This is a genomic window from Achromobacter pulmonis (assembly GCF_021733725.1).
Lineage (GTDB): Bacteria > Pseudomonadota > Gammaproteobacteria > Burkholderiales > Burkholderiaceae_B > Achromobacter > Achromobacter pulmonis.
Genome location: NZ_JAIFOT010000001.1, coordinates 360,530 through 385,448 on the forward strand (window position 1 = coordinate 360,530; position 24,919 = coordinate 385,448).

The window sequence follows — 24,919 nt, forward strand, 5'->3', positions numbered from 1 at the left end:
AACCCTCATGGAATTTAGCACACAGACCACCGCTTCCCTGCACCAGATCAAAACCGCCGCGCTGGCGATCGGGGTCTACGCCGACGGCGTGCTGAGCCCCGCCGCCGACCTGATCGACCGCGCCTCCAACGGCGCCGTGCGCGCCGTCGCGAAGAACGAGTTCCGCGGCCGCGCCGGGTCCACCCTGGTGCTGCGTTCCCTGCCGGGCGTGTCGGCCCAGCGCGTGGTGCTGGTCGGCCTGGGCAAGCAGGACGAGTACTCGGCCCGCGCCCACGCCTCGGCCGAACAGGCCTTCGCCGCCGCCTGCGTCGCGGCCCAACTGACCGAAGGCGTGTCCACGCTGCTCGCCAACCCGATCGCCGACGTGGCCGTCATCGCCCGCGCCCGCAGCGCCGCCGTCGCGGCCGGCAGCGCCACCTATCACTATGACGCCAGCTTCGGCAAACCGGACCGCGACGCCCGCCCCAAGCTCAAGAAGATCGTGCAGATCGTCGAACGCGCCGACGCCGCCCAGGCTCAGAAAGGCCTGCGCGAAGGCGCCGCCATCGCCAACGGCATGGACCTGACCCGCACCCTGGGCAACCTGCCCGGCAACATCTGCACCCCCACCTACCTGGGCGACACCGCCAAGCGCCTGGCGCGCGAGTTCAAGTCGCTCAAGGTCGAGGTCATGGACCGCAAACAGGTCGAGGCCCTGGGCATGGGGTCGTTCCTGTCGGTGGCGCGCGGCTCCGAGGAAGCGCTGCGCTTCATCGTCCTGCGCCACGCCGGCAAGCCCGCCAAGAAAGGCGCCAAGGTGGCGCAAGGCCCCATCGTGCTGGTCGGCAAGGGCATCACCTTCGATGCCGGCGGCATCTCGCTCAAGCCCGCCGCCACCATGGACGAAATGAAGTACGACATGTGCGGCGCCGCCAGCGTGCTGGGCTCGTTCCGCGCCCTGGCCGAACTGGAACTGCCGCTGGACGTGATCGGGCTGATCCCGGCCTGCGAAAACCTGCCCAGCGGCAAGGCCAACAAGCCGGGCGACGTGGTCACCAGCATGGCCGGCCTGACCATCGAGATCCTCAACACCGACGCCGAGGGCCGACTGGTGCTGTGCGACGCGCTGACCTACGCCGAGCGCTTCAAGCCGTCCACCGTCATCGACATCGCCACCCTGACCGGCGCCTGCGTGGTGGCCCTGGGCCACGTCAACACCGGCCTGTTCACCAAGGACGACGCGCTGGCCGAGGCCCTGTCGACCGCCGGCCGCCAGGCCCTGGACACCGCCTGGCGCATGCCGATGGACGATGCCTACCAGGACCAGCTCAAGTCCAACTTCGCCGACCTGGCCAATATCGGCGGCCCCCCGGCCGGCGCCGTCACGGCCGCCTGCTTCCTGTCGCGCTTCGCCAAGTCGTACCGCTGGGCCCACCTGGACATCGCCGGCACCGCCTGGAAGAGCGGCAAGGACAAGGGCGCCACCGGCCGCCCCGTGCCGCTGCTGATGCAGTTCCTGCTGGACCAGGCTTGAACCGCCAAGCACGGAAACCGGCATGACGCGCATCGACTTCGCTTTCGGCGCGCCCGACCGCTTGCGCATGGCCTGCCAGGTGGTGCGCAAGCGCTATCTGGCAGGCCAGCGCCTGGTGGTGTACTGTAGGGAAGGTTCGCGCCTGGCGGCTTTCGACCGGATGCTATGGGCCTTCGACGACACCTCGTTCGTGCCGCATGTCCTGGCCAACGATCCGCTGGCGGCCGAAACGCCCGTCATCCTGACGGCCAGCGACCCATGGCAGGCGGCCCAGGCCGCGGTGGCTGACGGCCAGCCGCAGCCCTGGCTGCTCAATCTCGACGACACGTGCCCTCCGGGCTTCGAAGCCTTCGAGCGCCTGCTCGAGATCGTCTCCGACGACCCCGACGACAAGCAGGCCGCGCGCCAGCGCTGGCGGGCATATCAGGGCGCCGGCCACACGCCGCACAGCCACGACCTGAGCCAGCGCCAATCGGGCGCCTGAAGTCCCGCGCCGCGAGCGCCTTTCACCTTTACGCCCCGCGCCGCCCCCGGGCGACGCCATCTCGATTCCCGGGAGCCTTCCATGCCCCACTATCCCTCCGACGCCGGCATCCCCACCCTGACCCAGCGGGCCGAGCCCACGCTGGCACCGTACCAGCCGCCGCCGTCGGCCGGCTCCACGCCGGCTTCCCCGGCACGCGACGTTGGGCGCCCGGATGCCGGCGACACCTGGCCGGTGCTGACCGATGTGGCCGACGACGACGTGCCGCTGTTGACCGACGTGGCCAGTGACGAGGAACCGGCGCATCCGGCTGGCAGCGCCGCGCCCCTGCCGCGCGAGCCGCTGACCGAAACGCCCCCCTCCCCGATCCTGGCGGCTCGCCTGCAGGCCGAGATCGAGCAGGCCATGCGCCTGGCCCTGGCCGACGCCATCAGCCAGGTCCAGGCACGCTTGGATGCGGAACTGCCCGCCATCGTGGCGCGGGTGATGCGCGAGGTCAGGCCCGGTTGAATCCGCGACGAACGCCCCCACCATGCGATCATGCGGTATCGACGCGCGTCCCCCGAGCGTCAATTCCTCCAAGAACTGGATTCTTCAGGGAACTGTAAGGTATCCTTGGCATCTAAGCCTTCTAGGCAAATCACTTTCTGCCGTAAACAGGAGTCCTCCATGAACGAATATCGTCCGTCCCCTTTTAACCGTTCCGGCGCCCTGGCCGGCGCGCCGGGCGAGGTCGCGCGCAACAAAGTCCTGCGCAACACCTATTGGCTCCTGGCGCTCTCGCTGATCCCGACCGTGCTGGGCGCGGCCGTCGGCCTGTACACCGGCATCAACCGTGTCATGGGCGCCAGCCCGGGCCTGTCCGCCATCGTGTTCCTGGTGGGCGCCTTCGGCCTGATGTTCGCCATCGAGAAGAACAAGAACAACTCGCTGGGCGTGGTCCTGCTGCTCGCCTTCACGTTCTTCATGGGCGTGATGCTGTCGCGCCTGCTCGGCTTCGTGATGGGCTTCAGCAACGGTTCGCAGCTGGTGATGACGGCCTTCGGCGGCACCGCGGTCGTGTTCGGCACCATGGCCACGCTGGCCACCACCATCAAGCGCGACCTGTCCGGCCTGCAGAAATTCCTGTTCATCGGCGCGGTCGTGATCCTGGTCGCCGCGCTGGCCAACATCTTCCTGCAGTTGCCTGCCTTGATGCTGACCATCTCGGTGCTGGCCATCGTGATCTTCTCGGCGTTCATGCTGGTCGACCTGCAGCGCGTCGTGAACGGCGGCGAAACCAACTACGTGTCCGCCACGCTGGCCATCTACCTGGATGTCTACAACGTCTTCTCGAACCTGCTGATGCTGCTGGGCATCTTCGGCGGCAACCGCGAATAAGCGCGCGCCGCGCTACAGTCGCAAGGGCCTGCATGCAATATGCGGGCCCTTTTTCATTGGAGCGAGCCATGCCCGACCGCCGTCGATTCCTGCAGGCCGCTGCCTGCGCCCCCTTGCTGGCCCAGCCCTGGACAGCAAGCGCCCTGACCACGCGGCAGCCGATGCTGGCCCGCCCGATCTGGTCCACGGGCGACATGCTGCCGGTGATCGGCCTGGGCACTGCCGACACCTTCAACGTGCCGCCCTCGGACGCGGCAGCGATGGCGCCACTGGCGCAGGTCGTGGATGCATTGCTGGCGGCGCGCGGCGCGCTGATCGACACCGCCCCCAGCTACGGCCAGGCCGAGGCGGTTACCGGCGCGCTGCTGGCGCGCGAGCCGGACCGGCGTCCATTGGTGTTCCTGGCCACCAAGATCAGCACCCAGGGCCACGAGGCGGCCCGGCGCCAGATCGAGAACTCGCTGCGCGCGCTGCGCACGCAAAAGCTCGACCTGATCCAGGTCCACAACCTGATCGATACTCGCAACCAGTTGGCGCTGCTGCGCGAACTCAAGCAGCAGGGCGTGACGCGCTACATCGGCATCACGCACTACACCGACGCCGCCCATGACGAACTGACCGGGCTGGTCGAAAAGGAGCGGCCCGACTTCGTGCAGATCAACCTGTCGGTGGGCGCGCGCAATGCCGAAAAGCGCCTGCTGCCGGCCTGCCAGGCCAATGGCGTCGCGGTGCTCATCAACCGGCCGTTCCAGGATGGCGCGCTGTTCCGCCAGGTCAGGGGCCGGCCGCTGCCGGACCTGGCCGCCGAAATCGGCTGCACGTCGTGGGCACAACTGTTCCTGAAGTTCATCATTGGCCATCCGGCCGTGACCGCCGCCATCCCCGCCACCTCCAAGCCCGCCAACATGGCGGACAATGCACAGGCCGGTTTCGGCCGCCAACCAGACGCCGCCTTGCGCGAACGCATCGCCGCCCTGCTGGACTGAAACCATGCGAGCCGGCGATTCCTGGCGCCGCCGGGCGGCGCAAGCGCTGGGCATCGAGACCGGCGAACTGGCGGCCGGCGCCTGCGGTTTCGCCTTTTTCTTTTTCCTGTTCTGCGGCTATTTCATGCTGCGCCCGCTACGCGAAACCCTGGGCATCCAGGCGGGTGTCGACCAGTTGCAATGGCTGTTCACCGCCACTTTTCTTGCCATGCTGGCGGTGGTGCCGCTGTTCGGCTGGCTGTCGGCCCGGGTCGCGCGCGCCGCGCTGGTGACCTGGGCCTACGCCGCCTTCGCCATCACCATGGCCTGCTACGCCGCGCTGTTCCATTGGCGGCCGGACAGCATCTGGGCCGCGCGCAGCTTCTACGTCTGGCTCTCGGTCTTCAATCTGTTCGTGGTCTCGCTCGGCTGGAGCCTGATGGCCGACGTGTTCCGCATGGACTCGGCCAAACGCCTGTTCGCCTTCATCGCCGCCGGCGCCAGCGTCGGCGGCCTGTGCGGTCCGGTGCTGGGCGGCCTGCTGGCCGGCACGCTGGGGCCGGCGGGCCTGCTGCTGCTGTCGGCTCTGTTGCTGGCAGCGACGCTGCCACTCAAGCGCTGGCTGCTACGCTGGCGCGCCGCAACGCGCTCGGACGCCGACACCACCGAGCTGGCGGCGCCGATCCGCGGCGCCACCCTGGCCGGTCTGGCGCGGGTGTTCCAGTCGTCCTATCTCCTGGGCATCGCCGCGCTGGTCCTGCTGCTGGCGACGCTCAGCACCTTTCTCTACATGGAGCAAGCGCGGCTGGTGGCCGCCGCATTCCCCGACACGGCGCAACGCATCCGTGTCTTCGCCGCGCTGGACTTCACTGTCCAGGCGCTGTCGCTGTTGTCGCAATTGTTCCTCACAAGCCGGCTCGCCGCCCGGCTCGGGGTGCGCTTCCTGGTGGCGGCGGTGCCACTGGCGATGGCGCTGGCCTTCCTGCTGCTGGCGGTCCATCCGGTATTCACCGTCCTGGCCGGCGCCATGATCCTGCGCCGCGTGGGCGAATACGCCTTGGTCAAGCCCGGGCGCGAGATGCTGTTCACCGCGGTATCGCCCGAGGACAAATACAAGGCCAAGAACGTCATCGACACCGTGGTCTACCGTGCCGGCGATGCGGCCAGCGGCTGGGTCAAGGCGGGCATCGACGCGCTCGGCCACGGCGTGGCGCTGATCGCCTTGCTCGGTGCGCTGTGCGCGCTGGCCGCGGCGGCGCTCGGCTACGGCTTGGGGCGCCGGGCCGATCGGCAAGCACCCTCCAATTCTTAGGTTTTCCAGAATGACCATCTGATTCAACCAAACGGATTTCGGCCGTTGCCGCCGCACAATAGCGCAGCCCTCAACGTTCCGGGAACCGCCATGACACGCATCGCCAGCCTTGCCGCCCTGTTGCTCAGCCTGACCGCCGCGCCCGCGCTGGCCGATTATCCCGAACGCCCGATCACGCTGATCGTGCCCGCCGCCGCCGGCGGCAACGCCGACATCACCGCCCGCCTGATCGGTCAGGAAATGGCGCGCCAGCTGGGCCAGGCGGTGGTGGTGGAAAACCGTGTCGGCGCCGGAGGCCGCATCGGCACGCAGGCGCTGGTGCGCGCCGCGGCCGATGGCTACACCATCGGCTACGCCCACGTCGGCACGCTGGTGCTGCATCGCTATCTCTTCAAGCAACAACTCTACGACCTCGACCGAGACATCGTCCCCATCGGGCTGGTGGCCGAGACACCGAACGTCATCGTCGTCAAGGCAACCTCGCCCTATCGCGATCTCAAGCACCTCATCGACGCCAGCCGCGCCCAGCCCGACCGATTGACCATGACCTCGGCCGACCCGGGCACCACCAGCGAAGTCGGCGTCAAATTGTTCATCGCCCAGACCGGCGCGGCTGTACGCCAGATTCCGTACAAGGCCACCGCCGCCCAACTGGCCGACCTGCTGGGCGGCCATGTGGATGCCATGATGGAAAACCTGCCGCCGCTCATCGGCAATCTGAAGGACGGCCGGCTGCGCGCCCTGGCTGTGACGACCCGGCGCCGCGCCGCCTCGAATCCCGATGTGCCGACAGTAGCCGAGCAGGGCTATCCCGATTACGAGCAATCGGCCTGGAGCGCCCTGGTGGCGCCGGCCGGCACCCCGCCCGCGGTGATCGCGCGGCTGAATACCGCCATGAATAAAGCCCTGCATTCGGACGCGATCGCCAGGGAATTGCGCAGTCGATCGCAAGAACCGCTGGGCGGCACGCCCGACCAGGTCAAGACCCAGATCCAGAAGGAATTGCCCAAATGGGAAAACATCATCAAGGCGGCCGGCACCACGCTGGACTGATGACCGACCGCCCCGCACGCCCCGGAGACGCACCATGGCCCAGGTAAGCCGCGAAGACTTCACCTGCGCCGCGGCCACCAACGCCTCGGCCTACCGGCGCATCACCGTGCCGGTTCTGAAGATCGACGCGGGTCCCGGCCCTGCCGTCGCGCTGCTGGCTGGCGTGCATGGCGACGAGTGGGAGGGCCAGGCCGCCATCCTGCAACTCTGGCAACTGTTGCCTGGCGTACTGCAACGCGGCACCGTTTACCTGCTGCCCGCCGCCAACGCCGAGGCATCGCTGGCCGGTACCCGGTTGTCGCCGTCGGACCACGGCAATCTCAATCGCGCCTTCCTCGGCGCGCCGGCACGCGGCTACACCGAAAGCGTGGCCGCCGCGCTGCAAGCCCGGTTGCTGCCGCGCGTCCAGGCCCTGGTCGACGTACATAGTGGCGGCGCCTCGCTGCGCTACCTGCCGTCGTCGGTCATCACGCGCTATGGCGATGACGCATTCGATGAGCGCCTGCCGGCGCTGGCGCGCGCCTTCGGCCTGCCGCAATGCGTGTTCTTCCGGGGCGGCGAAAGCGGCTCCCTGCCGGCCGCCGCCAGTCGCCTGGGCGTGCTGCGCCTGAGCGCGGAAATCGGCGGCGGCGGCGAAACCACCCACACGCTGGTGGCGCGCTGCCGCGACGGCCTGCTCGGCTGCCTGGCCGAACTCGGGCTGCTGGCGGGCGCCCCGCCCCGCCCCGCCAGCCCCACGCTGCACGATCTGGACGCCCCGGCCGCCACCCTGCGCGCACGCGAAAGCGGCGTCTTCATCCCCGCCGTCGACCTGGGCCAGGCCGTGACGGCGGGCCAGGCCATCGGCCAGCTCATCGAACCGGCGCGCCCCGACCAGCCCGCGCGCACCCTCGCCAGCCCGCAGACAGGCACCGTCGTCTGCCTGCGCGCCATCGCCCGCAGCGATGACGGCGACTGCCTGCTGCAAGTGGCCCCCGCCCTCTCCCTGGACTCCCTAGCCTCGTTGTACTGACTCATGCAGATGAACCCCCGCTTGTCCGGCCTGCGCTGCCTGCGCTGCGAAGCCCTGCTGCCCCCCGCCGACTACCCCGAAGGTTGCCCGCACTGCCTCGCGGCCGGCCATCCGGCTTCGCTAGAATGCCACTACGATGCAGCGCCCGGCGATGCCATGGAACTGCCGGTATGGCAGCCCGTGACCCTCGGCGAGGGCGCCACGCCCTGCCTGGAGGCCGACGCCCTGGCAAAGACCGAAGGCGTCGGACAGCTGTGGCTCAAGTGCGAAAGCGCCAACCCCACCGGCAGCCACAAGGACCGCATGGCCGCCCAGTTGGTGTCGCGTGCGCGCCTGGCCGGCGCGCAACGCGTGGCTGCCGCCTCCAGCGGCAATGCCGGCGTCTCGCTGGCGGCCTACTGCGCCGCGGCCGGCCTGCGGGCCGACATCGCCATCACCCGCAACTGCCCGCCGCTGCAACGCGAGGCCATGCAACGCTTCGGCGCCCATCTCACTGCCTTCGACGACAGCCTGGCACGCTGGCCGCACGTGGCGGACCTGTGCCGCAATCAGGGCGCCTTCGCCGGGACCAACTACCTGAACCCGCCGGTGGGGACACATCCGTACGGCGTCGAAGGCTACAAGCCCATCGCGCAGGAAATCCTCGATGCCTGCGGCCTGCCCACCGATATCGTGGTGCCGACCGCGCGTGGCGACCTGCTCTGGGGCATTTTGCTCGGTTGGCAGCACCTGCTGCGCGCCGGCCGTATCCCGCGCCTGCCGCGACTGCACGCGGTCGAACCCTATGCCCGCCTGGCGCGCGCGCGCAGCGCCGGCGATGCCCGCGGCCTCTGGGAAGGCTCGACCGACCAGTACTCGATTGCCGGCGGCACCGTCACGCTGCAGGCGCTGGAGGCCCTGCGGCGTTCAGGCGGTTCGCCGGTCGACGTTTCCGACGCTGCCGCCGCCCAGGCACAGCAGCGCCTGGAACGCATGGGAATGGCCACGGAATTGTCGTCGGCGGCAGCGCTGGCGGCGGTCACGCGCCTGCGCCGCGCCGGCCAGTTGGATGCGGAATCATCGGTGGTGTTGATCCACACATCGGACGGCCGCCGTGGTTAGCCCCGGCCCGGCCGCCGGACAAAGCGCTTCGCCCGGCTTCAGGCGCGCTTGACGCCGTAGCGCTCCACCAGCGGCGCCAGCGCCGCGCGCAGGCAGGTCGCCCAGTACTTGCCCGCCTCGGACAGCGGCCGGCTGCCATGCACGATCATGTGGCATTCGAAATGCACCGGCGCCGCCAGCGGCCGGTGACATAACCCCGCCGCCTCCAGACCGACAGCGGTCGCCGGATTGGCAATACCGACGCCATGACCCGCCAACGCCAAATGGCATACGGTGCTGGAATAAGGCGTCTCGATGGCGACCTTCAACCCCAGGCCGGCCTGCAACAACAGGGCGTCCAGGCGCTGGCGCGAAGCATCCTCGGCGTTCAGGGCAATCACATCGACCTCGGCCAGTTGCGCCAGGCCAACCTGCTGCGCCCGGGCCAGCGGATGTCCGTCGGGAAACACCGCCACCGCCCGCAGACTTGCCAGCCGGTGGCCGCGCAAGCCCTCCAGTTCGGATTCGTCGGCCACCGCCGCCAGATCGAGTTCGCCCGACACCACCATATCGCGCAGTGTGTTCGAGTCGCGGATCTGCAAATACAAGGGGGTGTCGGGATAGCGCTGGCGAAAGCGTGCGATCGTGTCGCTGACGATCGCACCGCTGTAGGCATGGATGCAACCAATGCGCAGGCGCGGCTGCGCCGCGCCACGGATGGCGCGGATCTTGCGGCCCAGCGTTTCCAGGCCCACGTTCAGGCGGCGGATTTCCTCGTACAGCAACGTGGCCTCGGGAGTGCGCTGCATGCGCTGGCGCACGCGTTCGAACAGGCGCAGTTCGATGGCGGCCTCGAGCGCGGCCAGCGTGGCGCTGACGGTGGCGGGCGACACGTCGAGCCGCCGGGCCGCGGCGGTCACGCTTTCCGTTTCATAGACGGTGCGGAAGGTCTCGACCTGCTTGAGCGTGAAGGTCATGGCCAGGCGTGCCGCCGGTTCAGATGCGCTGCAGGTCCATCAGCACCCGGCGCGTGGCCAGGGGCCGCCCGGCCAGATTCTCGGCCAGCCGCTCGCGCAGATCGCGGCGCAGGGCCGGCTCGATCACAGGGTCGTCGAAGTCCGGCTCGGCCTCGTCCACGCCGTACCCGGTTTCGCGCAACAGCGTCCACTCGAAGCGGCGCAATGCCCCTGCCGCACGGGTCCCCCCCGCCAACTGCTGCAACGCCATGTCGTAGGCATCGAACAACAGCGGATGAGCGTCTTCACGCGGCAGCAACCGCAGAAGCAGTTCGTTCATGTACCACGCCGACATCAGCGCGGTGCCGCTCAAGGCGCGCACGCCCATGATCTCGGCGCGCGTCAGGGTCTTGACCTCGCCATTGCCGGTCCAGGACAGCAGCAGCGGCTGGAAGGCCGACAGCACGGGACGCAGCACGGAGTACGGGCGCTTGGCGCCCTTGGCGACCATGGCGACACAGCCATGGTCGCGGGAGAAAGTCTGCACGATGAGGGAGGTCTCGCGCCACGCCGTGGCGTGGAGCATGTATCCCGGGCGATCCTGGACGCGAGGCGCCCGTCTACTCATAACCCAGGTCGCGCAGCGCACTCTCGCGGTCGGACCAGCCCTTGCGCACCTTGATGTAGATCTCAAGATGCACCGGCTTGTCCAACAGCTTGGCGATGTCCTGTCGCGCTTCCGTGGCGATGCGCTTCATGTGCATGCCGCCCGTGCCCAGCAGGATCGGCTTGTGGCTGTCGCGCTCCACCACGACGCAGGCGGCGATGCTCGCCCCCTTGTCGGTTTCTTCCCATTGCTCGATCACGACCGTACAGCCATAGGGCAATTCGTCGCCCACCAGGCGGAAGATCTTCTCGCGCACCAACTCGGCCGCGATGAAGCGCATCGGCCGGTCGGTCAGGGTGTCTTCCTCGAACATCGGCTCGCCTTCCGGCAGCCGCACCGCGATTTCCTGCAGCAGCTGGTCGAGCTGCTGGTTCTTGGTGGCGCTGACCGGCACCACGGCGCCGAAGGGATGCAGCGCCATGATCTTCGAGACGAACGCGAACAGCTCGTCGCGGTTCTTGAGCGCGTCGATCTTGCTGACGACCAGGATGGTGCGCTCCGGCGCGGGCAGCAGCGGCAACAGCTTGGCGTCGCCCTCCGACCACTTGCCAGCCTCGACCACGTGCACCACTACGTCGACATCGGCCAGCGCCTGCGTCACCACGCGGTTCATCATGCGGTTCATGGCGCCGCCATGGCGGGTCTGGAACCCCGGCGTATCGACGAACACGAACTGCTCGTGGTCGCGCGTCAGCACCCCATGGATGCGGTGGCGCGTGGTCTGCGCCTTGCGCGACACGATGGAAATCTTGGAACCGATCAGCGCGTTCGTCAGCGTGGATTTGCCCACATTGGGACGGCCGACGATGGCCACGAAACCGGTACGGAAAGGGGTATCGCTCATTTAGTCTCTTGAGACACTGCCACGGGCAGCGACAACTGCGCGGTTTTGCGCGCCTTGCCCGACTTGCGGGCAGCCTTGGACGCCGGGCTGATGGCCTGCGCAGCCTCCAGCGCCAGCTTGGCGGCCGACTGCTCGGCCGCGCGGCGGCTGGCGCCGGGCGCGTTCACCTTGATCTCCAGCGCCGGAATGGCGCATTCGACCTCGAATTGCTGGCTGTGGGCCGCGCCGTGCGTGGCCACCACGGTGTACAAAGGCAGGGCCAGCTTGCGGCCCTGCAGGAATTCCTGCAGCAAGGTCTTGGCGTCCTTGCCCAGGGTCTTGGGATCGACCGAGGCCAGCACCGGCTGGTACTGGCGCACGATCACGCGGCGGGCGGCGTCGAATCCGGCGTCCAGGAATACCGCGCCGAACAGGGCCTCGACCGTGTCCGCAAGGATCGATGGACGGCGGAACCCTCCGCTTTTCAATTCACCCTCGCCCAGGCGCAGGTATTGGGACAATTCCAGGCGCTGGGCGATGTCCGCCAGCGAGGCCTGCTTGACCAGGTTGGCCCGCAGGCGTGACAGGTCGCCTTCGTCGATTTTCGAATAACGCTCGAACAGCATCGCCGCGACGACGAAGTTCAGCACGGAATCCCCAAGGAATTCCAGACGCTCGTTGTGGCGCGCACCATGGCTGCGGTGCGTCAGCGCCTGTTCAAGCAATGCTGGATCACCGAAGTGGTGATCCAACCGGTTTTCTAGCGTGGCTAGCGACATAATCAGTTGAACCGGCCGATGCGGCTGAGATCGCTGAAATTCATCCAGATGAAGAACGCCTTCCCGACGATATTGGATTCCGGCACGAAACCCCAGTATCGGCTGTCGGCGCTGTTATCCCGATTATCGCCCATGGCGAAATAATGCCCCTCGGGTACTTTGCAGCGTACCCCATCGCGGGAATATTGGCAGTTCCCAAGGTTGGGAAATTGGTATTGCGGCCGATATTCTTGCGGACGGCTCTCATCCAGCAGGATATTGTGGTTAACTTCGCCTAATTTCTCTTTATATTGTGCGATATAAGAGACACGGTCCGGCTCGAAGTAGTCGCCGTCGCGCACATGCGGCACCAATTCCCCATTCACATACAGCTTTTTGTCGATGTACGCCACTTCGTCGCCCGGCAAGCCGACCACACGCTTGATGTAATCGACGTCGGGATCGACCGGATAGCGGAACACGAACACGTCGCCACGCCGGGGCTCGCCAATGTCGATCACTTTCTTGTCGATCACCGGCAGGCGCAGGCCATAGCTGAATTTGTTCACCAGGATCAGGTCGCCCGATTGCAACGTGGGCAACATCGACCCCGAGGGAATGCGGAACGGCTCCACCACGAATGAACGCAGCACGAACACGAACAGGATCACCGGAAAGAAGCTGACCGCGTACTCGATCCACCACGGCACGCGGCGGGCCTTGTCGCCGGCTTCGCGCCGCAGGCGCTCGGCCTCCTGCGCATCGCCGATCAATGCCGCGTCGTACTGCGCCATCGCCTCCTGCGCCCGGCGCTCGCGCCCCCGCCGCAACACAGCCAGGTCGAGCACCCAGACGACGCCGGTCAGCACCAGCAGCACAAACAGGATCAGGGCAAAGTTCCAACTCATCAGCTAACCGCCTTTCTTGGGTTCTATTTGTCTTCCACCTGCAGGATGGCCAGGAAAGCCTCCTGCGGGATTTCCACGGTACCCACCTGCTTCATGCGCTTCTTGCCGGCCTTCTGCTTTTCCAGCAGCTTCTTCTTGCGCGAGATATCGCCGCCATAGCACTTGGCCAGCACGTTCTTGCGCAGCGCCTTGACGTTCTCGCGGGCAATGATCTCGGCGCCGATGGCGGCCTGGATCACCACGTCGAACATCTGGCGCGGGATCAGGCTGCGCATGCGCGTCACCACGTCACGGGCGCGATGGCGGGCGTTGCTGCGGTGGACGATCACGGCCAGCGCATCGACGCGGTCGTTGTTGATCAGCAGGTCCACGCGCACCACGTCGGCCGATCGGTATTCGAGGAACTCGTAGTCCATCGACGCGTAGCCGCGCGACACCGACTTGAGCTTGTCGAAGAAGTCCAGCACGATCTCGGCCAGCGGGATCTCGTACACCAGGTGCACTTGGCGGCCGTGATAGCTCATGTTGATCTGCACGCCGCGCTTGTTATTGCACAGCGTCATCACCGGACCAACGTAGTCCTGCGGCATGAACAGCGTGACCTTGACGATAGGCTCGCGGATATCGGCGATCTTGCCGATTTCCGGCATGCGAGACGGGCTCTCGACCGTGATCACCGAGCCGTCGCGCTGCTCGACCTCGTACACCACCGACGGCGCGGTGGTGATGATGTCCATGTCGAATTCGCGCTCCAGGCGTTCCTGCACGATTTCCATGTGCAACAGCCCGAGAAAGCCGCAACGAAAGCCAAAGCCCAGGGCCTGCGACACTTCGGGCTCGAACATCAGCGCGGCGTCGTTCAGCTTGAGCTTCTCGAGCGAGTCGCGCAGTTGGTCGTACTCGGAACTTTCGACCGGGTACAGGCCCGCGAACACCTGCGGCTTGACTTCCTTGAAGCCAGGCAGCGGCGTGGCCGCCGGCTTGCTCGCCAGCGTCACCGTGTCGCCAACCTTGGCGTCTTCGAGCTGCTTGATGCCGGCGATGATGAAGCCCACCTCGCCCGCCGACAAGTGCGGCCGCTGCTGCGATTTCGGCGTGAAGACACCGGTCTGTTCGCACAGGTGCGTGGCGCCGGAGGCCATCAGCAGGATCTTGTCCTTGGGCTTGAGGACGCCATTGACGATGCGCACCAGCATCACCACGCCCACGTAGTTGTCGAACCACGAGTCGATGATCAACGCCTGCAGCGGCGCATCCGGATCCCCCTGCGGCGCGGGCACGCGCGCGACGATGGACTCGAGAATCTCGTCGATACCCATGCCGGTCTTGGCGCTGGCCAGCACCGCCTGCGAAGCATCGATGCCGATCACGTCTTCGACTTCCTGACGGGCGCCGTCCGGATCGGCCTGCGGCAGATCCATCTTGTTCAACACCGGCAGCACTTCCACGCCCAGCTCGATGGCGGTGTAGCAGTTGGCGACCGTCTGCGCTTCCACGCCCTGCGAGGCATCCACCACCAGCAGCGCGCCTTCGCAGGCCGACAGCGAGCGGCTGACCTCATACGAGAAGTCGACGTGCCCCGGTGTGTCGATCAGGTTCAGGTTGTAGATCTTGCCGTCCTGCGCCTTGTAGTGCAGGGCAGCCGTCTGGGCCTTGATGGTAATGCCGCGCTCACGCTCGATCTCCATGGAGTCGAGCACCTGCGCCGACATTTCGCGATCCGCCAACCCGCCGCAGCGCTGGATCAGGCGATCGGCCAGGGTCGATTTGCCATGATCGATGTGGGCAATGATGGAGAAGTTGCGGATATGCTGCATGCTTGAATTTAAAAGGGACGTAACATTCGGCAAACTGCCGCAAAACGCCGCCGCCAGGGTAGGCACGGCCGACGGGGTTTGGAACCGCTAGGCCGGAACTCCGGCCGCCTGGCCCCTCTGGTTGTTGCTTCTGGGCCACGCCAGGGCGGCCTCCATACGTCTTCTGACGGCAGTCCGGGCAAAAACGAGGGGGCGCCAGGCGCCCCCTCTTGCGGCAACCAGCCATTTTAGCCGGTCTTGGACCTTATTTGCTTGCGGGCACCGCCACCCACTGGGTCTGCTCGCCGCGGCGCACCAGCAGGCCAACCGCGCGGTCCCTGTCCAGCTTGCCGACCAGCTCGGCGAACTGCTTGGCGCCGGTGACGTCGGTGTCGTTCAGAGCCAACACAATGTCGCCTTCCTGCAGGCCGGCCTTGGCCGCCACGCCCTCGGCGACCTTGACCTGCACGCCGCCCTTGATGCGCAGCTTCTTCTGCATGTCAGCGGGCACGTCGACCACGCCCAGGCCCAGCGCGTTGGTCACTTCCGGTGCGGCCGGCGCCCCCTTCTTGCCCGGAGCCGCCTTGTCGACGGGGATCTCGCCGACCTTGACCGACAGGGTCATCTTCTTGCCCTTGCGCCACACTTCCATTTCGGCGCGCGTGCCCGGCTTGGTTTCACCCACAATGCGCGGCAGGTCGGACCAGCGCTTGATGGCTTCCTTGTTGAACGTCAGGATCACGTCGCCCGGTTGCACGCCGGCCTGTTCCGCCGGACCGTCTACCTCGACGCTGCTGACCAGCGCGCCTTCGGCCTTGGGCAGGCCGATGGCCTCGGCCACATCCTTGCCGACCTCGCTAATCTGCACGCCGACGCGGCCGCGCGTGACCTTGCCGGTGGTGCGCAACTGATCCACCACCCGCATCGCCTCGTCGATCGGAATGGCCAGCGAGATACCCATGAACCCGCCGCTGCGCGAAATGATCTGGGAATTGATGCCCACCACCTCGCCAGCCAGATTGATCAGCGGCCCGCCCGAATTGCCGGGGTTGACCGCCACGTCGGTCTGGATGAACGGCAGGTATTCGCCGGTATCCCGGCCGATGGCGCTGACGATGCCCGATGTGACCGTGGAATCCAGGCCGAACGGCGAGCCAATCGCCAGCACCCACTGGCCCTTCTTGAGTTTCTTGGGATCCCCGATCACCAGCGGCGTCATGCCCTTGGCATCGATCTTGATCAGCGCCACGTCAGTGCGCTCGTCGGTGCCGATGACCTTGGCCTTGAACTCGCGGCCGTCGGTGAGCGTCACGTAGATGTCGGTGGCATCGCTGACCACGTGGTTGTTGGTCATGATGTAGCCGTCATCGGAGATGAAGAAGCCCGACCCCACGCCGCGCGGCACGGTGCGTTCCTCGGGCTGCTGCGGCTGCGGACGCTGGCGCGGGCCAGGCGCCTGGCCCGGCGGCTGGAAATCCGGGCCGAAGAACCAGCGGAACAGTTCCGCCGGATCATTGCCGCCGGGCCCCACGCCGCGAATCGGCACCGTTGCCGTGGTGCGGATGTTGACCACCGCGGGATCGGCCTTCTCGATGATGCTGGTGAAGTCAGGCAACGCCACCGTCGGCGTCGGGGTGGACGCCGTCGGGGCCTGCGCCTGCGCCACGGGCGCGAGGGCGGCCGACATCAGCAGCCCCGCCATCGCGGCCGCCAGCAGGCGGCGCAGGCCGGGGGGCGACACCATCATTGTTTTCATAGATTGCTCCGAAATCTCTTCTTGCCGCCGAGGCCGCCCATCAATTGGAACCGGCCGCCGGAGCATTCGCCACAGGTACGTATTCAGTCGCTTGCGCCAGTTGTTCCAGGGTCGCCACGGGCACTTCGCCCACGGCCGTCAGCCAGAAGTCGGCGATACGGGTGCCATAGACAGTAATCGATCCGCGCTGCGCCGCGCCAGGGGGCGGGTGATGCCCGTGCTGGCTGTCATAGGGTTCGATGAAGACCGAGATCGCCGCCAGGCCGTCGGACAGCACCATCTGGTTGACCGTGGCGCCGTGCCCCATCGAGCGCGCCACCTGCATCACCACCGCGAAACCCTTGGGCGCCGGGATGCGCCAGCCGAGCGCGCCCAGGTCGACCGGCTTCAAGGCGGGTTCGAGCACCTTCCAGTCGCGCGTGTTCCAGCGCGAGGCCAGCGATTGCGGATCGACCTCGGCCCCCAGGCGCAGCGAGGTGAACGACACCTGCTCGACCACGCCGCGGCCGGCATTGAGGGTCTGGGCCTTGAGCAGCAGATTGGTCTCGACGTCAGCACAGAGGCGATAGCCATAGCGCAACTTGTCGAGCGGTTCGATAGTGATCAACCGGCACTGGCGCCCGGCAACGCGGTGCAGGGCTGATTCGGCGCGGATCTTGTAGTGATCGGTGAGCCGGGCCGGATCACCCAGCAGCAGGCCGGGGAAACGATCGCCGCGGCGGCGTTCGAGCAGCACGGTCTTGCGGTCGGGGATCAGGCATTGCACGTTTTCGTTGTGGCGCAGGTATTCCCGCGGCTGCCCGTCGAGGATTTCGAGCCGCTCACGCTCGCCGGTGCCGTCCAGGACATGGACCAGCCGCGACGACTGGATCATCTCGCCTTGCTGATACATGAAGACGCCGGCGTAATCCTGCTTGCGCGCGGCCTGCTGGATGCGCGAGAGCAGCTGGACCACGTCATCGCCCTGCGCGGCGGGCGCGGTATCGGCGGCACGGGCCGGATCGTGCGCGGCCAGCAGTGCGGTCAGGAGGGTGGCGGCGAACCAGCCGGCACGGTGGGCCTGCCACGAAGCAGCCCGTCCCAGCGCCGGCCAACGGGTCGGAAGCACCAGGGCCATCAGCGACCCGCCCCGACATCGAAGGACACCTGACGCACCGCGCTGGGGCCGGCCATCTGGCGATGCGCCTCCAGGTAATCGCTCAGGCCCGACGTATCGGCGCCACCGCCGAGGCTGGCGTCGGCCAGCACTCGCGTCTCGGTCCCCGTGGACCCGCCGGTCAGGTACGGCTGGGCCACCCACGCCACCGTGGCGACGGCCGCCGCCACCGCCAGGCCGGACAGCCCCATACGCAGCGGCGAACGGCGGCGCGGGGCCGCCACGATCGGCAGTTCGGCATCGAGCGCGCGCGACAGGCGCGCCTGGAACGCCGCGCTGGGCGTCAGCGCCAGATCGCTGTTGCGCAGGGCATCACCAATCAGATGATAGGTATCCCAGGTCTGCCGCCCTTCGCGGGTCAACAGGCCGGGAAGAATATCGTCGGTTTCTTCTCCATCCATCCAGGCGGAAACGGATTCCTCCCAGGAGGCTTCCGAAGAAACGACGGACTTGGCTGCTGTAGTCTGCATGACTGCCACTCCTTACCAGCGACGCTCGGCATCGGTGCCTAGCAACGGACGCAATTTGTTGGCGATGGCTTCTCGCGCACGGAAAATGCGCGAGCGCACCGTACCAATCGGGCAGTCCATGCTCTGGGCGATGTCTTCGTAACTCATACCTTCGATTTCACGCAGGACGATTGCGGTGCGCAATTCCTCGGGCAATTCCTCGATGGCCGCGTTCACCGTTTCGGCGATCTCGCGACTGGCGACCATGGACTCCGGCGTGCTTATATCGGTTAGGTTGTCGGTTTCGTTAAAAGTTTCACCGTCTTCCGTTTCTATCGCATTGGGCGCGCTTGGCCGCCGCCCCTGGGAGGCGAGCCAATTGCGGGCCGTATTGATGGCGATACGATACAACCAGGTGTAGAACGCGCTCTCTCCCCGGAACTGGGGCAGGGCCCGGTAGGCCTTGATGAACGCTTCCTGGGCTACGTCCTCGATTTCGGCGGGATCGCGGATCATGCGGGCCAGCAGGCGCAGGATCTTGCGCTGGTACTTGAGCACCAACAGATCGAACGCCTTCTTGTCGCCGCGCTGGACGCGCGCCACGAGCTCGGCATCGACTTCGCGCTCGCTCATGCGGCCTCCCGCAGACGGACCGCCGGGGAGACACGCCGCGCCGCGCCGGCCAGCAGGCACAGGCGCCGCCAGCAGTCGGGTCGCAGCGTCCGCTGCCAGACGGTGAAAGTTACGTGGTGGTCGTTGAAGGCCATACTCCGGGAAGGCAAGAGCTGCAAGGTGAGCGTGAGCCACGCCGGACCGCGTCGCTGATCGACCAGCGCCGCGTCCCGCCAGCCACCCGGCAGGCGCACCTGCCAGGAGCCGGAGCCGGCCGCCGTGCGCAGAGCCGATACCGGGGACAGGCTGTGGCGGGTCAAGTGTAACAGCCCCGCCGCCAACGGCAGCGTGACCAGCATGGCCGCCATGGCCCAGGCCGTGTCGAATTGGGCGGCGCTGGCCACGACGCTGGCTACGGCGCCCGCCAGCCCCAGGGCCGGCAGCGCCGCGGCGCCGGACGGCCGCAGGACAGGCACGCGAAACGTCCAGCGCCCCTTGCCCGGGCCTTCCAAATCAGAGCCGGCGAACGGCCATCGAGCCGTTGGTGCCGCCGAAGCCGAACGAGTTGGACAGGCCGACGTCGATCTTCATCTGCCGCGCCTCGTTGGCGCAGTAGTCCAGGTCGCATTCCGGATCCTGGTTGAAGATATTGATGGTCGGAGGCGAGACCTGGTTGTAGACCGCCAGGGTCGTGAACACGGCCTCGATGCCGCCGGCCGCGCCCAGCAGGTGGCCGGTCATGGACTTGGTCGAGTTCACCACCAGCTTCTTGGCGTGATCGCCGAAAGCCAGCTTCAACGCCTCGGTCTCGTTCTTGTCGCCCAGGGGCGTCGAGGTGCCGTGCGCGTTGACGTACTGGACGTCTTCCAGGTTCAGGCCGCCGTTGCGCAGCGCGTTGAGGACGCCGCGACGCGGACCGTCCTTGTCAGGCGCGGTGATGTGGTGCGCATCGGAACTCATGCCGTAGCCCGCGAATTCGCCGTAGATACGCGCGCCGCGCTTCTTGGCGTGTTCGTATTCTTCCAGCACCAGCACGCCGGCGCCCTCGCCCAGCACGAAGCCGTCGCGGTCGCGGTCCCAGGGACGCGAGGCCGTTTGAGGATCATCGTTGCGGGTCGACAGCGCGCGCATCGCGGCGAAGCCGCCGATGCCCAGCGGCGACACGGTCGACTCGGCGCCACCGGCCACCATGACATCGGCATCGCCGTACTCGATCAGGCGGGCCGCGTCACCGATGCAATGCAGGCCCGTGGTGCAGGCCGACACGACGGCGTAGCTGGGGCCCTTCATGCCATAGGCGATGGACAGGTGCCCGGAGATCAGGTTGATCAGCGAACCCGGCACAAAGAACGGCGAGATGCGGCGCGGCCCCTTGGCCATGTATTCGACCTGGGTTTCCTCGATGCGCGGCAGGCCGCCGATGCCCGAGCCGACAATCACGCCGATGCGCTCGGCGTTGGCTTCGGTGACTTCCAGCCCGCTGTCGCGCCAGGCCTGCATCCCGGCAGCCAGGCCGTAATGGATGAAGGTATCCATCTGGCGGGCTTCCTTGGCCGAGATATAGGTGCTGATATCGAAGTCCTTGACTTCGCCGGCGATGTGCGTGGTGATGGCCGAGGGATCGAAACGGGTGATGCGGCTGATGCCAGAACGTCCGTTGACGATATTGTCCCAAGCGGTGGTCAGGTCGTTGCCGACAGGCGACACGATACCAAGGCCAGTGATGACGACTCGTCGCTTCACGGATGACTCCTCAAACAGACAAAAGAAAGGCGGTTTTCGGGATGCGCTGCGCGTGCGGCACGCGCTACTGCGGGTCGGGCGTCGATGCCCTTCCCGCGCGCGGACCACACGGCAAATTCCTGAAACCGCCCCGGTTCCCGGTTGGCGCCGAAATCGTGTTCGGAGCAACCGGAAGGATATAGGCTGAGCTTACTGCTTACCGTTCGAATTGATGTAATCAATCGCTTGTTGCACGGTCGTGATCTTTTCGGCCTCTTCGTCGGGGATCTCGGTCTCGAATTCGTCTTCGAGCGCCATGACCAGTTCGACCATGTCGAGCGAATCGGCACCGAGGTCGTCAAGGAAGGAGGATTCGTTCTTGATCTCGGCTTCGTTCACGCCAAGTTGTTCAGCGACGATCTTCTTGACGCGCTGTTCGATGCTTTCCATGCAGATCTCCAATTGGGAAAAATCCCGCGAATTATAGCCAAGCGCAGAGTACTGCAAACGCCAGGCCGTGACAAAAATAACGCCGCACTCTTTGATCTGTCGCCATCGGGGCGCAGGTGTGCCGATATGCGGCGTTTCCGGATGAACCGCGCGTCGCCGCCCCGGAGCCCCGGTGACGGCGCGGCGGCCTCGGCCGCCCGCGCGCTTCGTGACTTATTGCATGTACATCCCGCCGTTGACGTGCAGGGTGGTGCCGGTAATGTAACCCGCCTGCGGCCCGGACAAAAAGGCCACCGCATGGGCGATGTCGGCCGGCGCCCCCAGGCGGCCCAGCGGAATCTGCTGCAGCAGCGCGGCCGTCTGGGTCTCACCCAGGGCGCGCGTCATGTCGGTATCGATGAAACCCGGGGCCACGCAATTGACGGTGATGTTGCGGCTGCCCAGCTCGCGCGCCAGCGCCCGCGACATGCCGGCAACGCCAGCCTTGGCGGCGGCGTAGTTGGCTTGGCCGGGATTGCCGCTCGAACCCACCACGGAGGTGACATTGATGATGCGTCCCCAACGGGCCTTCATCATGTTGCGCAGCACCGCCCGCGACAGGCGGAAGACCGACGCCAGGTTGGTGTCGATGACCGCGGACCAGTCGTCGTCTTTCATGCGCATTGCCAGCGTATCGCGGGTGATGCCTGCATTATTGACGAGGATGTGCGGACCGCCGCCTTCCTTGCCGAGCGCGTCGATGAGGGCATCACAGGCTTCGGCGTTGGTCACATCCAGCACCACGCCACGGCCGCCGAACGGCGCCAGCGCTTCGGTGATGGCGGCCGCGCCCGATTCGGACGTGGCGGTGCCGACCACCACCGCGCCGCGCGCGGCCAGCTCCAGGGCGATCGCACGGCCGATGCCACGCGTCGCGCCCGTCACCAGGGCGGTCTTGCCCTGCAGTTCGATCGAGGTGTTTTCCATGGTCTTAGTTTCCGTTGACCGCGGCCAGCGCGGCTTCGAGGGAAGCCGGATCCGTAATGGCCAGGCCGGTGAGTTCGGGGTCGATGCGCTTGGTCAGGCCGGTCAGCACCTTGCCGGGGCCGCACTCGATGACGTGGGTCACGCCCTGCGCCTTCATGGCGCGCAGCGTTTCGACCCAACGCACAGGATGCCATGCCTGGCGCACCAGCGCATCCCGGATTGCCCCGGGCTCGGTCGGCGCGGCGACATCGACGTTGTTGATGACCGGCACCTGCGGAACCGACACCGTCACCGCCGCCAAAGCGCCGGCCAGCACATCGGCGGCGGGCTTGAGCAGGCTGGAATGGAACGGCGCGGACACGGGCAGCAGCAGCGCGCGCTTGGCGCCCGCGGCCTTGGCCAGTTCGCAGGCGCGCTCGACGGCGCCCTTGTGACCGGCGATCACCACCTGGGCCGGCGCGTTGAAATTGACGGCCTCGACCACTTCGCCCTGGGCCGCCGCGGCGCAGGCGGCGCGCACGGCATCATCGTCCAGGCCAAGGATGGCGGCCATGGCGCCGGTACCGACGGGCACGGCGGCCTGCATGGCGTCGGCGCGCACGCGCACCAGGCGCACGGCGTCTTCGAGCGTCAGCGAACCGGCGGCCGTCAACGCGGCGTATTCGCCCAGGCTGTGACCGGCGACGACATCGGGATTACGGCCACCCGCCGCGCGCCAGGCCGCGAAGAACGCGGCGCCAGCCGTCAGCATGGCGGGCTGGGTGTTGGTGGTGAGGTTGAGCTGTTCAGTGGGCCCCTGCGCAATCAGGGCGCCCAGGTCCTGGCCCAGCGCCTGCGATGCGCGCGCCACGGTATCGGTAACGGCGGCGACATCGGTCCAGGCATCCAGCATGCCGACCGCCTGGGAACCCTGGCCAGGAAAGACAAAAGCGATTTTCATGTTTGACCGTTTGGATAGATTCTGAGTCTGTGTAATGTCGGACTTGCCAGCCAGGCGGGCGCGGCATGCCGCGCCCCGGCCGATCCGGCCCTTACATGCGGGCCAGCACCGAGCCCCAGGTGAACCCGCCGCCCACGCCCTGCATCAGCACCAGTTGGCCGGGTTTGACGCGGCCATCGCGACGCGCGGCATCCAGCGCCAGCGGCACGCTGGCGGCCGAGGTATTGGCATGGCTGTCGACGGTGATGACGACCTTCTCGACCGGCACGGCAAGCTTGCGCGCCAGGAAATTGAGGATGCGGACGTTGGCCTGGTGCGGAATCAGCCAATCGACGTCGGCGATCTCGATCCCGGCTTCCGCGCAGGTGTCGCGAGCGGAGCGGTCCAGCACCGTGACAGCCTGCTTGAACACCGCCTGGCCATCCATGCGCAGGAACGGGTCGCCCGTGACATCGCCATAGGCCACGTTGCCGGCGGCACTCAGGATCTTCATCTGGCTGCCATCGGCATGCAGTTGCGCGGCCAGGATGCCGGGTTTGTCGGAAGCCTTCAGCACCACCGCGCCAGCGCCGTCGCCGAACAGCACGCAGGTGCTGCGGTCATTCCAGTCGAGGATGCGCGAGAACACTTCCGCGCCGATCACCAGCGCGCAGCGCGCACGGCCGGCACGGATGAAGCTGTCGGCGGTGCTCAGGGCGTAGACGAACCCGCTGCACACGGCCTGCACGTCAAACGCCGCGGAACCCTTGGCGCCCAGGTTGGCCTGCACCAGGCAGGCAGTGCTGGGAAAGACGAAATCGGGCGTGGATGTGGCCAGCACGATCAGGTCGATCTCGGAGGCATCGACCCCGGCATCGGCCAGCGCGCGGCGCGCGGCCTCGGTGGCCAGTTGGCTGGTGGTCACGCCGCGTTCGGCCAGGTGGCGCTGGCGAATGCCCGTGCGCTCGACGATCCATTCGTCGGACGTGGCGATATCGCGCGTCGCCAACTCCGCCGCCAGGGCGTCATTCGAAACCACGCGTTCCGGCAGGAAGCTGCCGGTGCCCGCGATCACGGAATATTTCATTGCGGTATCCATCAAGCGGTGTCCCCAGCCACGCCCGACTCGAGCGCGGAAGCGCCCGACGCCGACTGCACGCGCTGGTTTATCTGCGCCACCGTCTGGGCGGTGCGCTCCAGCAGTTTACTCACGACGGCTTCGCGCGCCCGTTGCAGCGCGAAACCGAAGGCGTAGGCATCGGCCGAACCATGGCTCTTGATGACCACGCCGCGCAAGCCGAGCAACGCCGCACCGTTGTAGCGGCGGTTATCGACGCGGTTGCGCAGGCGATTGAGCACGGGCTTGGCCAGCGCGCCGACCAGCAACGTGATCAGATTGCGTTTGAATTCTTCGCGGATGACGCTGGACAACATCTTGGCCAGGCCTTCCACGGATTTGAGCACGACATTGCCGACGAAACCGTCGCAGACGACCACATCGACCGTGCCCTTGAAAATGTCATTGCCTTCGACGTTGCCGTAGAAGTTCAGGGGGCTGGCGCGCAGAAGCTCGGCGGCTTCCTTGACGACCTCATTGCCCTTGATGACTTCTTCGCCGATGTTGAGCAACCCCACCGTGGGGTTCTCGCGATGGTCCACCGCCTGCGACAGCGCCGCGCCCATGATGGCGAATTGCAGAAGGTGTTCGGCCGTGCAGTCCACGTTCGCCCCCAGGTCCAGCACCGTGGTGGCGCGGCCCGTCTGGTTCGGAATGGACGTGGCGATCGCGGGGCGGTCGATACCGTCCAGCGTCTTGAGCACGTAGCGTGAAATGGCCATCCAGGCGCCGGTGTTGCCCGCGGAAACGCAGGCGTCGGCGCGCCCATCCTTGACGGACTGGGCGGCCAGGCGCATGGAGGAGTCTTTCTTGCGGCGCAGGGCGACCTCGACCGGGTCGTCCATGGTGACGACCTCGGAAGCCGCCACGATCTCGAAGCGATCACGCTCGACGCCGCGGTGCTCGGAGAGCGCCGCTTCGATGGCGTCGGGAAGCCCGACCAGCAATAGCCGGGTGTCCGGAAATTGCCGGGCGAACTCGATCGCAGCCGGAATCGTGACGGGCAGACCGACGTCTCCGCCCATACAGTCTATGGCGATGCGTATCACGGGTGCCAGGTATCAG

Annotated in this window: 26 protein-coding genes; 9 read left to right on the forward strand and 17 right to left on the reverse strand. The window is 67.0% G+C overall.

Going from position 1 to position 24,919, the window contains the following annotated elements:
- The first annotated feature begins 7 nt into the window (after positions 1–7).
- From K2W61_RS01675 to K2W61_RS01715, 9 genes are all read left to right on the forward strand, one after another.
- Positions 8–1,513 carry a leucyl aminopeptidase gene (locus K2W61_RS01675; protein ID WP_236754973.1) on the forward strand — a complete coding sequence of 502 codons (1,506 nt, stop codon included), beginning with the start codon at positions 8–10 and terminating at the stop codon, positions 1,511–1,513.
- A 22-nt stretch (positions 1,514–1,535) separates the two neighbouring features.
- Complete coding sequence (locus K2W61_RS01680) at positions 1,536–1,997, forward strand: DNA polymerase III subunit chi (RefSeq protein ID WP_175133117.1); 462 nt, start codon at positions 1,536–1,538, stop codon at positions 1,995–1,997.
- Positions 1,998–2,078: 81 nt separating this feature from the next.
- Positions 2,079–2,507, forward strand: coding sequence for a hypothetical protein (locus tag K2W61_RS01685; RefSeq protein WP_175140702.1), 429 nt, complete (start codon positions 2,079–2,081; stop codon positions 2,505–2,507).
- 159 nt (positions 2,508–2,666) lie between these two features.
- Complete coding sequence (locus K2W61_RS01690; RefSeq protein ID WP_175133115.1) at positions 2,667–3,377, forward strand: Bax inhibitor-1/YccA family protein; 711 nt, start codon at positions 2,667–2,669, stop codon at positions 3,375–3,377.
- A gap of 68 nt (positions 3,378–3,445) precedes the next feature.
- Positions 3,446–4,363: an aldo/keto reductase gene (locus K2W61_RS01695; RefSeq protein WP_236754974.1), complete on the forward strand. Its 918-nt coding sequence runs from the start codon at positions 3,446–3,448 to the stop codon at positions 4,361–4,363.
- Between the two features lie 4 nt (positions 4,364–4,367).
- Positions 4,368–5,654: an NTP/NDP exchange transporter gene (locus K2W61_RS01700; RefSeq protein WP_236754975.1), complete on the forward strand. Its 1,287-nt coding sequence runs from the start codon at positions 4,368–4,370 to the stop codon at positions 5,652–5,654.
- 90 nt (positions 5,655–5,744) lie between these two features.
- The gene (locus tag K2W61_RS01705) at positions 5,745–6,707 is read left to right on the forward strand and encodes a Bug family tripartite tricarboxylate transporter substrate binding protein (protein WP_175140699.1); all 963 of its coding nucleotides are present in this window, start codon (positions 5,745–5,747) and stop codon (positions 6,705–6,707) included.
- Positions 6,708–6,741: 34 nt separating this feature from the next.
- Positions 6,742–7,719, forward strand: coding sequence for a M14 family metallopeptidase (locus tag K2W61_RS01710; protein ID WP_175133111.1), 978 nt, complete (start codon positions 6,742–6,744; stop codon positions 7,717–7,719).
- Between the two features lie 3 nt (positions 7,720–7,722).
- Positions 7,723–8,820 (forward strand): pyridoxal-phosphate dependent enzyme, encoded by a 1,098-nt coding sequence (locus tag K2W61_RS01715; RefSeq protein WP_175133110.1) that lies wholly within the window; start codon positions 7,723–7,725, stop codon positions 8,818–8,820.
- A 38-nt stretch (positions 8,821–8,858) separates the two neighbouring features.
- Here the strand turns inward: K2W61_RS01715 and K2W61_RS01720 are convergent, their stop codons facing one another.
- From K2W61_RS01720 to plsX, 17 genes are all read right to left on the reverse strand, one after another.
- A complete protein-coding gene (locus K2W61_RS01720; RefSeq protein WP_175133109.1) occupies positions 8,859–9,776 on the reverse strand; it encodes a LysR substrate-binding domain-containing protein in 918 nt (305 codons plus the stop codon).
- A 19-nt stretch (positions 9,777–9,795) separates the two neighbouring features.
- Positions 9,796–10,383, reverse strand: a complete 588-nt coding sequence (recO, locus tag K2W61_RS01725) for a DNA repair protein RecO (RefSeq protein ID WP_175133108.1) — start codon at positions 10,381–10,383, stop codon at positions 9,796–9,798.
- Entirely contained in the window at positions 10,376–11,266 is an 891-nt protein-coding gene (gene era / locus K2W61_RS01730) for a GTPase Era (protein WP_175133107.1), read from the reverse strand. The genes recO and era overlap by 8 nt, the downstream gene beginning before the upstream one ends.
- Entirely contained in the window at positions 11,263–12,024 is a 762-nt protein-coding gene (gene rnc, locus K2W61_RS01735; protein ID WP_175133106.1) for a ribonuclease III, read from the reverse strand. The genes era and rnc overlap by 4 nt, the downstream gene beginning before the upstream one ends.
- A gap of 2 nt (positions 12,025–12,026) precedes the next feature.
- Positions 12,027–12,911 carry a signal peptidase I gene (lepB, locus tag K2W61_RS01740; protein ID WP_175133105.1) on the reverse strand — a complete coding sequence of 295 codons (885 nt, stop codon included), beginning with the start codon at positions 12,909–12,911 and terminating at the stop codon, positions 12,027–12,029.
- 23 nt (positions 12,912–12,934) lie between these two features.
- Positions 12,935–14,728, reverse strand: coding sequence for a translation elongation factor 4 (gene lepA, locus K2W61_RS01745; protein ID WP_175133104.1), 1,794 nt, complete (start codon positions 14,726–14,728; stop codon positions 12,935–12,937).
- A 244-nt stretch (positions 14,729–14,972) separates the two neighbouring features.
- Positions 14,973–16,463 (reverse strand): DegQ family serine endoprotease, encoded by a 1,491-nt coding sequence (locus tag K2W61_RS01750; protein ID WP_236754976.1) that lies wholly within the window; start codon positions 16,461–16,463, stop codon positions 14,973–14,975.
- Between the two features lie 40 nt (positions 16,464–16,503).
- Positions 16,504–17,580, reverse strand: coding sequence for a MucB/RseB C-terminal domain-containing protein (locus tag K2W61_RS01755; RefSeq protein ID WP_236754977.1), 1,077 nt, complete (start codon positions 17,578–17,580; stop codon positions 16,504–16,506).
- Positions 17,580–18,089, reverse strand: a complete 510-nt coding sequence (locus tag K2W61_RS01760; RefSeq protein ID WP_175133101.1) for a sigma-E factor negative regulatory protein — start codon at positions 18,087–18,089, stop codon at positions 17,580–17,582. Before K2W61_RS01760 ends, K2W61_RS01755 begins: the two co-directional genes overlap by 1 nt.
- Positions 18,090–18,101: 12 nt before the next feature.
- Positions 18,102–18,701, reverse strand: a complete 600-nt coding sequence (gene rpoE / locus K2W61_RS01765) for an RNA polymerase sigma factor RpoE (protein WP_175133100.1) — start codon at positions 18,699–18,701, stop codon at positions 18,102–18,104.
- A complete protein-coding gene (locus K2W61_RS01770) occupies positions 18,698–19,156 on the reverse strand; it encodes a hypothetical protein (RefSeq protein ID WP_236754978.1) in 459 nt (152 codons plus the stop codon). Before K2W61_RS01770 ends, rpoE begins: the two co-directional genes overlap by 4 nt.
- A gap of 37 nt (positions 19,157–19,193) precedes the next feature.
- On the reverse strand, positions 19,194–20,423 hold the full coding sequence (gene fabF, locus K2W61_RS01775; RefSeq protein ID WP_175141973.1) for a beta-ketoacyl-ACP synthase II: 1,230 nt from the start codon (positions 20,421–20,423) through the stop codon (positions 19,194–19,196).
- 189 nt (positions 20,424–20,612) lie between these two features.
- Positions 20,613–20,852: an acyl carrier protein gene (gene acpP / locus K2W61_RS01780; protein ID WP_005012191.1), complete on the reverse strand. Its 240-nt coding sequence runs from the start codon at positions 20,850–20,852 to the stop codon at positions 20,613–20,615.
- A gap of 213 nt (positions 20,853–21,065) precedes the next feature.
- On the reverse strand, positions 21,066–21,818 hold the full coding sequence (fabG, locus tag K2W61_RS01785; protein ID WP_175133097.1) for a 3-oxoacyl-ACP reductase FabG: 753 nt from the start codon (positions 21,816–21,818) through the stop codon (positions 21,066–21,068).
- Between the two features lie 4 nt (positions 21,819–21,822).
- Positions 21,823–22,758: an ACP S-malonyltransferase gene (gene fabD / locus K2W61_RS01790; RefSeq protein WP_175133096.1), complete on the reverse strand. Its 936-nt coding sequence runs from the start codon at positions 22,756–22,758 to the stop codon at positions 21,823–21,825.
- Between the two features lie 91 nt (positions 22,759–22,849).
- Positions 22,850–23,836, reverse strand: a complete 987-nt coding sequence (locus tag K2W61_RS01795) for a beta-ketoacyl-ACP synthase III (protein WP_175133095.1) — start codon at positions 23,834–23,836, stop codon at positions 22,850–22,852.
- The gene (gene plsX, locus K2W61_RS01800) at positions 23,836–24,903 is read right to left on the reverse strand and encodes a phosphate acyltransferase PlsX (protein ID WP_175133094.1); all 1,068 of its coding nucleotides are present in this window, start codon (positions 24,901–24,903) and stop codon (positions 23,836–23,838) included. The genes K2W61_RS01795 and plsX overlap by 1 nt, the downstream gene beginning before the upstream one ends.
- Between the last annotated feature and the right edge of the window lie 16 nt (positions 24,904–24,919).